Below are 14,035 nucleotides of genomic sequence, written 5' to 3' on the forward strand. Positions count from 1 at the left end.
GGGCGCGGGGAACTGCGCGGCCAGCCGGGACGGCGCCTCAGACGCCACGCGGCCGAGGCCCCGCGACGCAGCCGCGCCACCCCGCCGCACCCGAGCCTCAGCGAATCGGCATACCCGCCAAGGTCCGGGCAATCACCAGCCGCTGAATCTCACTGGTCCCCTCAAAAATGGTGTAGATCGCGCTGTCGCGATGCATCCGCTCCACCGGGTACTCCCGGGTGTACCCGTTGCCGCCGAGTATCTGCACCGCCTGCGCGGTGACCTTCTTGGCGGTCTCGCTCGCGTACAGCTTGGACATGGAGCCCTCGGCCGCCGTGAACGGCTTGCCGTTGACGGCCATCCAGGAGGCACGCCACACCAGCAGCCGGGCCGCGTCGATCTGGGTGCGCATGTCGGCGAGCTGGAAGGCCACGCCCTGGTTGTCGATGATCGGGCGGCCGAACTGCTCGCGCGTCTTCGCGTAGTCGAGTGCCACCTCGTACGCGGCACGCGCGGTGCCCACCGCCATCGCGCCGACGGCCGGGCGGGACGCCTCGAACGTGGCCATGGCGGCGTTCTTGACGCGCTCGCCGCCCGCCTTGGCCCGCTCACGGGCGCGGGCGAGGCGCTCGTCGAGCTTCTGCTTGCCGCCGAGCAGACAGGAGCCCGGGACGCGGACGTTGTCCAGGACGACCTCGGCGGTGTGCGAGGCGCGGATGCCGTGCTTCTTGAACTTCTGCCCCTGGGACAGGCCCGGGGTGCCCGGCGGGACGATGAAGGACGCGTGGCCCTTGGAGCCGAGGTCGGGGTCGACGACCGCGACCACGACATGGACGTTGGCGATGCCGCCGTTGGTCGCCCAGGTCTTGGTGCCGTTGAGCACCCACTCGTCCTTGGCCTCGTCGTACACGGCACGCGTGCGCATGGAGCCCACGTCGGAGCCGGCGTCGGGCTCGGAGGAGCAGAAGGCGGCCACCTTGACATCACTGGGGTCGCCGTACATCTGCGGGATCCAGGTGCCGATCTGCTCCTCGGTCCCGTTGGCGAGAACGCCCACGGCGGCCAGGCCGGTGCCTACGATCGACAGAGCGATGCCCGCGTCGCCCCAGAACAGCTCCTCCATCGCCATCGGGATACCGAGCCCGGTGGGGTCGAAGTACTGCTGGGCGTAGAAGTCGAGGGAGTAGATGCCGACCTTCGCGGCCTCCTGGATGACAGGCCAGGGAGTCTCCTCACGCTCGTCCCATTCGGCGGCCGCGGGGCGGATGACATCGGCGGCGAAGCCGTGCAGCCAGTCCCTGACCTCCTTCTGTTCGTCGTTGAGCTCCATGGTGAACTCGGCCATGACCCCTCCAGAGGCGGCGCACATCTGTGTTACTTGCGGTAACACTAATGTGTTACCCGTCGGTAGGAAAAGTCAACTGCGGATGGCGCTCGGCAGCCAGTTCGATGCGGTGAGCATGTTGAGTGTTAGTTTGCGCAGGCGTCACCGAAACAGCACGGGTGGGGAGAGCTCATGGACACCACGCAGCGGACCGAACAACAACGGTCCGCCGACCGACGTCGGCGTGAACTGCTGGAGGCCGCGGACCGGGTCGTGCTGCGTGACGGACCGCAGGCCTCGATGAACGCCATCGCCGCCGAGGCCGGCATCACGAAGCCGATCCTGTACCGGCACTTCGGCGACAAGAGCGGACTCTACGCCGCCCTGGCCACCCGCCACACGGACGCCCTGCTCGATTCGCTGCGGGCCGCCCTGGACGCACCGGCCGACCGGCGTGAGCGGGTCGAGGCCACGCTGGACACCTACCTCGCCGCAATCGAGGCGCGCCCGCAGGTCTACCGGTTCCTGATGCATCCGGCGGAGGGCTCCCAGAGCGATCCGGGCAGCGACCAGGGCTTCGACGTCGGCAAGCACACCGCCCCGCTGCTGCGCAGGATGGGCGAGGAACTGGCCCAGGTCATCGAGGACCGCCTCGACCTCGGACCGGAGAGCCAGCAGCTGGCCCGGGTGTGGGGCCACGGCATCGTCGGCATGATGCACGCGGCCGGCGACTGGTGGCTCTACGAACGCCCCTGCTCGCGCGCCGACTTGGTGCGCATCCTCGCCGACCTGCTGTGGGGGAGGCTGGCCGCGGCGGGCGACAAGGTCGGCGGGCCGGGGTTCTGACCCTGCCCGCTCCAGGACGCCTTCGCCGCCTGGCGCAGCACCCTCCGCCTGCGCCATCCGTCGAGGCGGTCCACGTACACCCCGCCCTCCAGGTGGTCGCACTCGTGCTGGAGGCAGCGGGCGAAGAACCCCGTGCCGCGCACGGTGACCGGCTCCCCGGTCACCGTCCGGCCCTCGACCACGGCCTGGTCGTGGCGCTCGGTCCCCGCCTCCAGACCCGGCAGCGACAGACAGCCCTCCGGCCCCCGCAGCACCAGGCCACCGGTCTCCACCAGACGCGGGTTCACCAGATGCCCGAGATGTCGTACGTCATCGTCGTCGGGGCAGTCGTAGACGAACACCCGCAGGGACTCCCCCACCTGGTTGGCCGCGAGGCCCACGCCCCGGGCCGCGTACATCGTCGCGAACAAGTCCTCCACCAGCGAAGCCAGTTCGGGGCCGAAGTCGGTCACGTCCGCACAGGGGGCGTGCAGCCGCGGGTCGCCGTACAGGGTGAGCGGTCTCACGCGCCCGCGGGTGCCCGGGATGGAGCTGTTTCGCATGGCCGCAAGGGTACGGCGATTCGGGAGTGCCAATGGATCTCGATAGGCTGACCACCACCACGTTGCCGTCAGGCAGGAGCGCGGCGCGTACGCAAGGAGGATCGAGAACTGATGTCAGGCAACTCGGACCCGCTCACGCCGCGGGCCAAGCTCGCCGTGACCGCGGGCAAGGCGGTCGCTGCGGCGTCGCGTGCCGCGGGCCGCGGCAGCGGATCTGTGATCGGTGGCCGGGTGGCACTCAAACTCGACCCCGACCTCCTCGCGCGGCTCGCGCAGAACCTGGACGTCACCCTGGTCTCCGCGACCAACGGCAAGACCACGACGACCCGGCTGATCGCCGAGGCGCTGCGGGCCGCGGGACCGGTCGTCTCCAACGCGCTCGGCGCCAACATGCCCGCCGGCATCACCTCGGCCCTGGCCGGCAGCTCGGACGCCCGCTACGGCGTGATCGAGGTCGACGAGAAGTACCTCGCTGGCGTGGCCCGGGACACCGACCCGAAGTGCATCGCCCTGCTCAACCTCTCCCGCGACCAGCTCGACCGCGCCGCCGAGACCCGCATGCTCGCGGAGAACTGGCGTGAGGGGCTCGCCGGTTCGAAGGCCGTCATCGTCGCCAACTGCGACGACCCGCTGGTCGTCTGGGCCGCCTCCTCCTCCCCCAACGTGATCTGGGTCGCCGCCGGGCAGATGTGGAAGGACGACGCCTGGTCCTGCCCGTCCTGCGGCGGAGTGATGCAGCGGCCCGGCGACGACTGGTTCTGCGGCGAGTGCGGCTTCCGCCGGCCCACGCCCAGCTGGGCCCTGTCCGGCGACCACGTCCTCGACCCGCACGGTTCCGCCTGGCCGATCCACCTCCAGCTGCCCGGCCGCGCCAACAAGGCCAACGCCGCCTCCTCGGCCGCCGTGGCCGCCGTCTTCGGCGTGCCGCCGCAGGTCGCCCTGGAACGCATGTACCAGGTGCAGGCCGTGGCCGGCCGCTACGACGTCGTGCAGTTCCAGCAGCGCGACCTGCGGCTGCTGCTCGCGAAGAACCCGGCCGGCTGGCTGGAGACGTTCAGCCTGATCGACCCGCCGCCGACCCCGGTGATCCTCTCGGTGAACGCGCGCGGCGCCGACGGCACCGACACCTCCTGGCTCTGGGACGTCGACTACACGCGCCTGACCGGCCACCCGATCTGTGTGATCGGCGACCGCAAGCTGGACCTCGCCGTGCGTCTGGAGGTCGCGAACCAGCAGTTCCAGGTCTGCGAGGACCTCGACCAGGCGGTCAAGATGAGCCCGCCCGGGCGCATCGAGGTCATCGCCAACTACACCGCGTTCCAGGACCTGCGCCGCCGCGTCGGCAACTGACGTACTCGTAAGGACAGGACTTCATGAGCGACAACAGCCTGCGGGTCGTCTGGGTCTACCCCGACCTGCTCAGCACCTACGGCGACCAGGGCAACGTCCTGGTCGTGGAGCGCCGGGCCCGGCAGCGTGGCCTGGACGTGGCCCGGCTCGACGTGCGCAGCGACCAGCCGATCCCGACCTCCGGCGACATCTACCTCATCGGCGGCGGCGAGGACCGGCCGCAGCGGCTCGCGGCCGAGCGGCTGCGCCGCGACGGCGGTCTGAACCGGGCCGCGGAGAACGGCGCCATCCTGTTCTCCGTGTGCGCCGGCTACCAGATCCTCGGCCACGAGTTCATCAACGACCTCGGCCAGCGCGAGCCGGGCCTCGGCCTGCTCGACGTGGTCTCGGTGCGCGGCGAGGGCCGGCGCTGCGTCGGCGACGTGCTCGGCGACGTCGACGCCCGCCTCGGCCTGCCGCCGCTGACCGGCTTCGAGAACCACCAGGGCGTCACCCACCTCGGCCCGACGGCCCGCGCCCTCGCGCAGGTCCGCTTCGGCAACGGCAACGGCACGGGCGACGGCACGGAAGGCGCGTACAACGACACGGTCTTCGGTACGTACATGCACGGCCCCGTGCTGGCCAGGAACCCGCAGATCGCGGACCTGCTGCTGAAGCTCGCGCTCGACGTGAACGCGCTTCCCCCGACCGACGACCGCTGGTACGAGGCACTGCGCAACGAGCGCATCGCCGCGGCTCAGCAGCCGGCCTAGTCCGGGAACCGGCCCGTCCGGCGGTCCGGGAACCAGCCCGTCTGACGGCGCGTCCGCACAGGTGAGCGCGGTCGTCCAGCAGTCGGACGTACAGTGCGGCCCCGCCCCCTCCTGCCGTTAGGGTGGCGGGGTTCGAGCCGGACGACGTGGTCCGGATCCGACCACGTTGGAGAAGGTTTTTCGGGCTATGCGCATTGGTGTCCTCACGTCCGGCGGCGACTGCCCCGGCCTGAACGCCGTCATCCGATCCGTCGTCCACCGGGCCGTCGTCGATCACGGCGACGAGGTCATCGGATTCCGGGACGGCTGGAAGGGCCTCCTGGAGTGCGACTACCTCAAGCTCGACCTCGACGCGGTGGGCGGCATCCTGGCCCGTGGCGGCACGATCCTCGGCTCCTCCCGGGTCCAGCCCTCACATCTGCGTGACGGCGTGGAGCGGGCCAAGGGCCATGTCGAGGAACTCGGGCTCGACGCGATCATCCCCATCGGCGGCGAGGGCACGCTCAAGGCGGCCCGGCTGATGTACGACAGCGGGCTGCCGATCGTCGGCGTCCCCAAGACCATCGACAACGACATCGCGGTGACCGACGTCACCTTCGGCTTCGACACGGCCGTCGGCGTCGCCACCGAGGCGCTGGACCGGCTCAAGACCACCGCCGAGTCCCATCAGCGCGTCCTGGTCGTGGAAGTCATGGGCCGCCACACCGGCTGGATCGCCCTGCACTCCGGCATGGCGGCCGGCGCCCACGCCATCGTCGTACCGGAACGTCCTTTCGACATCGAGGAGTTGGCCCGCAAGGTGGGCGAGCGCTTCGAGGCGGGCAAGCGGTTCGCCATCGTCGTCGCCGCCGAGGGGGCCAAGCCCCGGGTCGGGACCATGGAGTTCGACGAGGGCGGGAAGGATGTCTACGGGCACGAGCGGTTCGCCGGGATCGCGCGTCAGCTGTCCATCGAGCTGGAGCAGCGACTGGGGAAGGAAGCTCGGCCGGTGATTCTCGGGCATGTACAGCGTGGGGGGACGCCTACGGCGTACGACCGGGTGCTTGCCACTCGGTTCGGGTGGCATGCGGTGGAGGCTGTGCATCGGGGGGAGTTCGGGCGGATGACGGCGCTGCGGGGGACGGACATTGTGATGGTGTCTCTTGCGGAGGCCGTCGAGACTTTGAAGACGGTGCCGGTGGAGCGGTACGACGAAGCGGAGTGTGTGCTTTAGCCGGCTGTCGGGTGCGGGTTGTTTTGGGTTGCTCGCGCCCACGCGGCGGAGCCGCAAATTGATACAGCCCCGCGCCCCTGGGTGGGTTGCAGTTGCCCCCGGTCGTAGACGCGGCCGGGGGCAGTCTTAGTCTGTGTGCGGACAGACTTGCACAACCCCCACGAATCAGGAGCCGGCCGATGGACCATAGCGGGCACGGCATGACCATGGATCTGCCGCCGTTCACGCTGGGACGGGGGCTGGAGTGGTCCACGGATCCGTTCTTCCTCGTGGCCTGCCTCCTGGGGCTCGGGCTCTATGCGTACGGCGTCGTACGGTTGCGGCGGCGGGGGGACAAGTGGTCGGTCGCGCGGACGGTGTCGTTCGTCATCGGGGTGCTGACCATCGGGCTCGTGATGTGCACGAAGCTCAATGACTACGGCATGGTCATGTTCAGCGTGCACATGGTGCAGCACATGATCATCAGCATGCTGTCGCCGATCCTGATCCTGCTCGGCGCCCCGGTCACGCTCGCCCTGCGCGCGCTGCCGACGACTGGCAAGGGTCGCAAGGGTCCGCGCGAGCTGCTGCTGATGCTGCTGCACAGCCGGTACATGCGGATCATCACGCATCCGGCGTTCACCATCCCGCTGTTCATCGCGAGCCTGTACGCGCTGTACTTCACGCCGCTGTTCGACTTCCTGATGGGGTCGAAGACCGGGCACGTCGCGATGATGGTGCACTTCCTGGCCGTCGGCGTGGTGTTCTTCTGGCCGATCATCGGCGTCGACCCCGGCCCGCAGCGCCCGGGTTACCTCATGCGGATGCTGGAGCTGTTCGCGGGCATGCCGTTCCACGCGTTCTTCGGCATCGCCCTGATGATGGCGTCGACGCCGATGGTGGACACCTTCAAGCACCCGCCCGCCTCGCTCGGCATCGAGGCGCTCTCCGACCAGACCGCGGCCGGCGGTATCGCCTGGGCGTTCAGCGAGGTCCCCTCCGTGCTGGTGCTGCTCGCCCTGCTGTTCCAGTGGTACGGCTCCGAGCAGCGGCAGGCCAAGCGCCAGGACCGGGCCGCCGACCGCGACGGCGACAAGGAACTCGAGGCATACAACGCCTATTTGGCCTCATTGAACGCACAGGGCCGTTGAACGCTCCGCCTTTCGCCGCTTTTCAGTAGCATGAAGTGCATCGGGGGAACCGCAAGGGGGAGCGGTGATGACACTTCGCGCGTTTATGCAGGGTGCGGGGAAATCGGCGATTCGAAAGATCGCCGTCCTGCTTGTTTTCTTGCTCGTCCTCAGCGGGTGTGACCGGGGAGCGCCGCTGCTCGTGGTGAAGGCGGTGGCCGCGGGGGTTCCTTCGCTGTCGCCCTTCTTCGACGAGCACAGCGGTCTGGGCCACGACGCCGAGGGAATCAGGCCGCAGGCCGTGCACGGCAGCCTGCAACAGGGGGACACGCCCGGGCTGTACGGGGGCACGAGGCAGCCGACGATCTGCGACGTCAAGCGGCTCAAGGCGTTCCTCACGGACCCGGCGAACCATCGCAAGGCACGAGCCTGGGCGGCGGCGCTGCACATGTCCACGGCGCAGATTCCCGGATATCTGGACCGGCTGACTCCTGTTCTCCTGCGTCACGACACGCTCGTACTGAACCACGACTACAAAAAGGGAAAAGCCACCCCCTTCAACTCCCTGCTGCAGACGGGAATCGCCGTTCTCGTCGATGAGCGGGGAATTCCGGCTGTGAAGTGCTCGTGCGGAAATCCGCTCCGTCCCTTCACGGGCGACACGAACAGGATTTCGGTCAAGTTCGAGGCCGGCAACAAGAAGTGGCACGGATATCAGTCTTCGTCGGTCGTGTCCGTGCGGCCGGCGCCGCGGAAAATCGCGCGGCTCACCCTGGTCGACGTCGCGGATCCGGGCCGGGGCATCGACCGGCCGGTGGGCACCACGGGCGCGCGGGACAAGACCTTCGACGCGCAGAAGCGGCGTGTCGTGCCCCGCCTCTCCGGGTCCACGTTCGCGGACGCGAGCCGGCGGCTGACCGGCCGGGGCCTGGCGGTCGGGTACGCCGGGAAGCGGCGGCCCGCCGACGACGCCCGGGTCACGGCGTCGGATCCACCGGCCGGGACCGCGCTCGGGTTCGGGGCGTACGTAACGCTGAGCGTGGCCGGGGGTGCGTCGGGCGGCACGTCCGACGAGAAGCCAGGGGGCACCTCCGGGGGCGCCTCCAGAGGCACGCCCGGAGGGGCGTCCGGAGGGGCGTCCGACGGGTCGGGGACTCCCCCGGGGTCGTCATCCTCCGCTACGAAGTCCACGCCACCGCCGTCGTCCTCGCCCTCGTCCTCGCCCTCGTCCTCGTCCTCGTCCTCGTCCTCGTCCTCGTCCTCGAAGCCATCGTCCAGGCCGCCTTCCACGCCCCCGTCCACGTCTCCGTCCTCGCCGCCGAGCACCGGCCCCGGCCCCTCGTCCTCGGCGTCCACCTCGAAACCGCCGCCCGAGTCCACGGCACCGCCGTCCAACACGACGTCAAGCGCGACGACGACCGCCCCGCCGCCTCCGCCCCCACCCCCGCCTCCGCCCGAGACCACGAGCGCTCCGAGCGTGAGCGACCCGGCCACGAGCGAGCCCGCGAGCAGCGCCCCCGTCACGAGCGGGCCCGCGTCCCCCGGGTCCGCCTTGACCGCGATCACCTAGCGCCCCCGCAGAACCCGGGAGTCACCGGATGCCATCAGGATCACCGACGTCAGGAGTGGGCCGGGTCATCGCCGGCCGTTATCTGCTGCTGAACCGGCTCGGCAGCGGCGGCATGGGCCATGTGTGGCTCGCCCACGACCAGAGACTCGCCTGCGAGGTCGCGCTCAAGGAGATCGTCTTCCGGGAGCCCGAGCCGGACGCTGGGGAGCGCGAGGCGCGGGTCGCCCGTGCCCGCGCGGAGGCCCGGCACGCGGCGGGGCTGCGCGGCCATCCGCACGTGGTGACGGTGCACGACGTGCTGGAGCACGACGGGCTGCCGTGGATCGTGATGGAGTACGTCGAGGGCGCCGTCGATCTGAAGGAGCTGGTCGAGCGGCGCGGCCCGCTCGCCCCCGCGGAGTGCGCCCGCCTCGGGCTCGCCGTGCTCGACGCGCTGACCGCCGGGCACCAGCGAGGGGTGATGCACCGGGACGTGAAGCCGGCGAACATCCTGCTGGCACCGGACCGCACGGGAGCGCCGTACGGCCGCATCCTGCTCACCGACTACGGCATCTCGGTGCAGCCGGACGCCGGTGAGACCCGGTACACGCTGGCGTCCGTGCTGGTGGGGACGTCGGGATATCTGGCACCGGAGCGCGCGACGGGCGGCTCGCCCACTCCGGCCGCCGACCTCTTCTCGCTGGGCTGCACGCTGTACTACGGCGTCGAGGGCCGCGGCCCCTTCGAGCGCGAGTCCAACCTCGCCGAGGTCACCGCGGTGGTCATGGAGGAGCCGCGCCCGACCGTGCGGGCGGGTGCGCTGGGCCCCGTACTGCAAAGCCTGCTCGCGAAGGATCCGGCGGAGCGGCCGTCCGCGATCGAGGCGGAGGCGGCGCTGTCGCGGATCGTGACACCGCAGGCCGACTCCTACGCCCGTACGCAGACCGACCTCGGCTCCCAGCCGCCGTGGGCCGCGGCGGCCCCCGCCCCGCTTCCGCCCGCGCCGACCGCTCCGGTGCCGGACGGCTTCGGGCCGGTCGTGGTGCAGTCGCCCGCGCATCGGCGCCGCGAGCTGCCCCGCGCCCTGCGCGCCGTCCTCGCCGCCTCGCTCGGCCTGGTGCTCGCTCTCGGCGGGGTGTGGTACGCCACGGCGCATCAGGAGTCGGGCGGCGGCGCGAAGGCGAAGCCGTACGGCAGCGCGGTCGGGCTCGCCGAGCCGCTCAAGGACGGGGACTGCGTGCTGGCCGACTGGCCGGACTCGGCCCGCTTCCAGGGCACGCCCCGGCTGCGCCTGGACGCCTGCGGCAACGTACCGGACGGGCAGGTGATGGCGTTCGTGCAGGCCGCCTCGGCGGACGAGGCCCGCAAGCTGGGGCCCGGGCGGTGCGAGGAGCGGACCCAGGAGATCCGGGAGCGGCTGGCGGACGTCCGCACCGTCGCGATCGTGCCGAGCGGCGACGGGTTCGAGGCCGCGGGGCGGCGCACCGCCTGTCTGGTGCTGGGCGCCCACGGGCCGGTGTACGGGCCGCTCGGCGCCCACCGCAAGCCCGGTACGTCCTTCACCGACACGGCGAACATGCAGCGGCGGGACTGTCTGCAGGCCCGTACGAACCGGGACGCCCGTCTGGTGTCCTGCGCCGGCCCGCACGACGAGCAGGTGCTCGGGTTCACCCGCCTCGGCAAGGACGTCACGCTCGGCCGGGCGCGTACGGAGTCGGACGCGGCGTGCGCGAAGGACGTGCCGCCGCGCGAGTACGGCTTCGACCCGTCCGTCTACACGTCTGGCTCCTGGACCAGCGCCGGATCATGGAAGTCGGGCACTCATTTCGTCGTGTGCACCGTCCGCAGGCAGAACGGAGGCACCATGGAGGGAGAAGAATCCTGAGGAGGGTGTTGCGATGCCCGGTTCCACGGACAGTTCGACGAAGACGATGGGGGCGCTCACGGTCGGCGGTCTCGTCGTGGTGACCGCCTACACGGTGGCGCTCGGCTCCAACGGCTGGCTGTGGTTCGGCTGGGTCGTCCTTGGCCTGCTCACACTCGGCATGATCGCCACTCGCAGCAACACGTGACACTCAGTCCCCCGCGCGACTCTCGGCGATGTGCCCGGACGGATGCACGCCCGGCTGGTACTTCGGCAGGCGGGCGGTGACCTTCATGCCCGCGCCCACGGCGGTTTCGATGACGAGCCCGTAGTCGTCGCCGTAGACCTGGCGGAGCCGGTCGTCGACGTTGGACAGGCCGATGCCGCCCGAGGGGCTGACCTCGCCGGCGAGGATGCGGCGCAGCAGGTCGGGGTCCATTCCGGCGCCGTCGTCCTCGATGACGACCAGCGCCTCGGCCCCCGCGTCCTGGGCCGTGATGCTGATGCGGCTCTTGCCCGCGGCGGCCGCCTTGCCCTCCAGGCCGTGCTTGACGGCGTTCTCCACGAGCGGCTGCAGGCACAGGAAGGGCAGGGTGACGGGCAGTACCTCGGGGGCGATCTGCAGGGTGACGGAGAGGCGGTCGCCGAAGCGGGCCCGCACCAGCGCCAAGTAGTGGTCGATGGCGTGCAGTTCGTCGGCGAGGGTGGTGAAGTCGCCGTGCCTGCGGAACGAGTAGCGGGTGAAGTCGGCAAATTCCAGGAGGAGTTCACGGGCGTGCTCGGGGTCGGTGCGCACGAACGAGGCGATCACCGCGAGTGAGTTGAAGATGAAGTGCGGGGAGATCTGGGCCCGTAGCGCCTTGATCTCGGCCTCGATGAGCCGGGTGCGGGACTGGTCCAGATCCGCCAGCTCCAGTTGCACGGAGACCCAGCGGGCGACCTCACCGGCGGCCCGCACGAGGACCGCGGACTCGCGGGGCGCGCAGGCGACGAGGGTGCCGTGCACGCTGTCGTCCACGGTGAGCGGGGCGACGACCGCCCAGCGCACCGGGCAGTCCGGGGTGTCGCAGGTGAGGCGGAAGGCCTCGCCACGGCCGGTCTCCAGCGGTCCGGCGAGCCGATCCATGATCTCGCTGCGGTGGTGGCCGCCCACTCCCTCCCAGACCAGCACGTCCTTGCGGTCGGTCAGGCACAGCGCGTCCGTGCCGAGCAGGGTGCGCAGTCTGCGGGCGGACTTGCGGGCGGTCTCCTCCGTCAGGCCGGCCCGCAGCGGGGGCGCGGCGAGGGAGGCGGTGTGCAGGGTCTCGAAGGTGGCGTGCTCGACGGGGGTGCCGAGGCCGCCCTGGCTCTCCGGCCGGGCCGTGCGCCGCCCGAGCCAGAACCCGGCGGCCAGCAGCGGCAGGACGGCCACGCACAGCCCGGCGAGGAATCCGCTCATGCCTTCACCTCCGCCCGCAGCTGCTCCGGCAGATGGAACCGGGCCAGGATCGCCTCCGTGCCGCTCGGCACCCGTCCCGGCGTGGCCAGGGACACCAGCACCATGGTGAGGAAGCCCAGCGGCACCGACCAGAGGGCGGGCCAGGCGAGCAGGGAGTGCAGCGCGCCCGTGCCGGGGAAGTCCGCCATGGTGACGGCCACCGCGACGAACGCGGAACCGCCGCCGATCAGCATTCCGGCGGCCGCGCCGGGCGGGGTCAGCCGCCGCCACCAGATGCCGAGGACGAGCAGCGGGCAGAACGAGGAGGCGGACACGGCGAAGGCGAGGCCCACCGCGTCGGCGACGGGCAGGCCGCCCACCAGCACGCTGGCGGCGAGAGGCACCGCCATGGACAGGACGGTGCCGAGCCTGAAGTGCCGTACGCCGCGCGTCGGCAGGACGTCCTGGGTGAGCACTCCGGCCACGGCCATGGTGAGTCCGGACGCGGTGGACAGGAACGCGGCGAAGGCGCCGCCCGCCACCAGCGCGCCGAGCAGGTCGCCGCCGACGCCGCCGATCAGCCGGTCGGGCAGCAGCAGTACGGCGGCGTCCGCGTCGCCGGTGAGGGTGAGTTCGGGGGTGTAGAGCCGGCCGAGGGCGCCGTACAGGGGCGGCAGCAGATAGAAGGCGCCGATCAAACCGAGCACGGCGACGGTGGTGCGGCGGGCGGCGACGCCGTGCGGGCTGGTGTAGAAGCGGACGACGACGTGCGGCAGGCCCATGGTGCCGAGGAAGGTGGCGAGGATCAGCCCGTACGTGGCGTACAGCGGGCGTTCCTCGCGGCCGGTCTCCAGGGTGGTCGAGATACCGCCGGCGGCTCCGCGGTCCGCCGCGGGGACGGGGCTCCCCTTGGCGAAGGTCAGCCGGGTGCCGGCCTCGATGTGGTGGGTACCGGCGGCGAGTTGGATCCGCCGGCCCTGCCGAGTACGGCCGTCGATGGTGCCGCTGGCCGTCACGGTCAGCGGGCGGTCGAGGGTGAGGTCGAGGCTGTCGTCGACGCGTACGACCCGCTGTTCGCGGAAGGTCGCCGGTTCCTCGAAGGCGTGGCGGGGCGCGCCGTCGCCCTGCCAGGCCAGCACCAGGAAGAGGGCGGGCACGAGCAGGGCGGTGAGCTTGAGCCAGTACTGGAAGGCCTGTACGAACGTGATGCTGCGCATGCCGCCCGCGGCGACGGTCGCGACCACGACGAAGGCGACGATGATCCCGCCGAGCGACTGCGGCGCACCGGTCAGCACCATCAACGTCAGCCCGGCGCCCTGGAGTTGCGGCAGCAGATACAGCCAGCCGACGCCGACGACGAACGCCCCGGCAAGGCGCCGTACCGGATAGGAGGCGAGCCGGGCCTCGGCGAAGTCGGGCAGCGTGTAGGCGCCGGAGCGGCGCAGCGGGGCGGCGACGAAGAGCAGCAGGACCAGATAGCCGGCGGTGTAGCCGACCGGGTACCAGAGCATGTCGGGGCCCTGGACCAGGACCAGGCCCGCGATGCCGAGGAAGGAGGCGGCGGAGAGGTACTCGCCGCTGATGGCCGCGGCGTTGAGGCGGGGGCCGACGGTTCGGGAGGCGACGTAGAAGTCGGAGGTGGTGCGGGATATGCGCAGGCCGAACGCGCCGACGAGGACGGTCACCACGACGACGAGGGCCACCGCGGGAATGGCGTAGCTCGAGTTCATCGCTCTTCTACGAGTCGCACGAAGTCCCGTTCGTTGCGCTCGGCGCGCCGTACGTACCACAGGGCGAGCAGGACGAGCGGGGCGTAGAGGCAGAAGCCGAGGACCGCCCATTCCAGGCGGCGGGCGTCCGGCATCGCCGCGAACACCAGTGGCAGCGGGCCGATGAGCAGCACGAGGAACGCGAACACCGCGAGGCCCGCGCGCAGTTGGCTGCGCATGAGGGAGCGGACGTAGGTGTGGCCGAGGGTGGTCTGCTCGTCGATCTCGGTGCGCGGGCGGTAGTAGCCGGAGGCCCGGCGGGCGCGGCGGGCCGGGCCGGTGACGACGACGCGGCGCTCGGCGGGGTCCTGGCCCGGCACG

The 14,035-nt window shown here is 71.2% G+C and carries 12 protein-coding genes and 1 pseudogene; 8 read left to right on the forward strand and 5 right to left on the reverse strand.

All coding sequences use genetic code 11. From position 1 onward, the window contains the following. Positions 1–97: 97 nt before the first annotated feature. Positions 98–1,324 carry an acyl-CoA dehydrogenase family protein gene (locus JYK17_RS01160; RefSeq protein WP_108009815.1) on the reverse strand — a complete coding sequence of 409 codons (1,227 nt, stop codon included), beginning with the start codon at positions 1,322–1,324 and terminating at the stop codon, positions 98–100. Between the two features lie 171 nt (positions 1,325–1,495). Here JYK17_RS01160 and JYK17_RS01165 point away from each other — a divergent pair, with 171 nt between their 5' ends. Next, positions 1,496–2,149, forward strand: coding sequence for a TetR/AcrR family transcriptional regulator (locus JYK17_RS01165; RefSeq protein ID WP_108009817.1), 654 nt, complete (start codon positions 1,496–1,498; stop codon positions 2,147–2,149). 2 nt (positions 2,150–2,151) lie between these two features. Here JYK17_RS01165 and def read toward each other — a convergent pair. Continuing rightward, a pseudogene (def, locus tag JYK17_RS01170) lies at positions 2,152–2,691 on the reverse strand (peptide deformylase); the annotation flags it as partial. A gap of 111 nt (positions 2,692–2,802) precedes the next feature. On the opposite strand from def, the gene JYK17_RS01175 reads away from it, so the two are divergent. From JYK17_RS01175 to JYK17_RS01205, 7 genes are all read left to right on the forward strand, one after another. Continuing rightward, on the forward strand, positions 2,803–4,041 hold the full coding sequence (locus tag JYK17_RS01175; protein ID WP_108009819.1) for a MurT ligase domain-containing protein: 1,239 nt from the start codon (positions 2,803–2,805) through the stop codon (positions 4,039–4,041). Between the two features lie 23 nt (positions 4,042–4,064). After that, positions 4,065–4,793 (forward strand): type 1 glutamine amidotransferase, encoded by a 729-nt coding sequence (locus tag JYK17_RS01180; RefSeq protein ID WP_108009821.1) that lies wholly within the window; start codon positions 4,065–4,067, stop codon positions 4,791–4,793. A 187-nt stretch (positions 4,794–4,980) separates the two neighbouring features. After that, positions 4,981–6,006, forward strand: coding sequence for a 6-phosphofructokinase (locus JYK17_RS01185; RefSeq protein WP_108009823.1), 1,026 nt, complete (start codon positions 4,981–4,983; stop codon positions 6,004–6,006). Positions 6,007–6,185: 179 nt separating this feature from the next. Next, positions 6,186–7,136 carry a cytochrome c oxidase assembly protein gene (locus JYK17_RS01190; RefSeq protein WP_108009825.1) on the forward strand — a complete coding sequence of 317 codons (951 nt, stop codon included), beginning with the start codon at positions 6,186–6,188 and terminating at the stop codon, positions 7,134–7,136. A gap of 85 nt (positions 7,137–7,221) precedes the next feature. Continuing rightward, on the forward strand, positions 7,222–8,685 hold the full coding sequence (locus tag JYK17_RS40365; protein ID WP_308011625.1) for a DUF6777 domain-containing protein: 1,464 nt from the start codon (positions 7,222–7,224) through the stop codon (positions 8,683–8,685). A gap of 28 nt (positions 8,686–8,713) precedes the next feature. After that, positions 8,714–10,549, forward strand: a complete 1,836-nt coding sequence (locus JYK17_RS01200; protein ID WP_108009829.1) for a serine/threonine-protein kinase — start codon at positions 8,714–8,716, stop codon at positions 10,547–10,549. 13 nt (positions 10,550–10,562) lie between these two features. Then, positions 10,563–10,736 (forward strand): hypothetical protein, encoded by a 174-nt coding sequence (locus tag JYK17_RS01205; protein ID WP_108009831.1) that lies wholly within the window; start codon positions 10,563–10,565, stop codon positions 10,734–10,736. 3 nt (positions 10,737–10,739) lie between these two features. On the opposite strand, the gene JYK17_RS01210 is transcribed toward JYK17_RS01205, so the two are convergent. Genes JYK17_RS01210 through JYK17_RS01220 form a run of 3 tightly spaced genes read right to left on the reverse strand, consistent with a single transcriptional unit; the run spans position 10,740 to position 14,034 of the window. Beyond that, a complete protein-coding gene (locus JYK17_RS01210) occupies positions 10,740–11,966 on the reverse strand; it encodes a sensor histidine kinase (protein WP_128803784.1) in 1,227 nt (408 codons plus the stop codon). Further along, positions 11,963–13,675 carry a sodium/solute symporter gene (locus JYK17_RS01215; RefSeq protein WP_108009835.1) on the reverse strand — a complete coding sequence of 571 codons (1,713 nt, stop codon included), beginning with the start codon at positions 13,673–13,675 and terminating at the stop codon, positions 11,963–11,965. Before JYK17_RS01215 ends, JYK17_RS01210 begins: the two co-directional genes overlap by 4 nt. Further along, on the reverse strand, positions 13,672–14,034 hold the full coding sequence (locus JYK17_RS01220) for a hypothetical protein (RefSeq protein ID WP_108009837.1): 363 nt from the start codon (positions 14,032–14,034) through the stop codon (positions 13,672–13,674). The genes JYK17_RS01215 and JYK17_RS01220 overlap by 4 nt, the downstream gene beginning before the upstream one ends. Position 14,035: the final 1 nt, after the last annotated feature.

Origin of the sequence: Streptomyces plumbidurans, assembly GCF_019857225.1 — a bacterium.
GTDB lineage: Bacteria > Actinomycetota > Actinomycetes > Streptomycetales > Streptomycetaceae > Streptomyces > Streptomyces plumbidurans.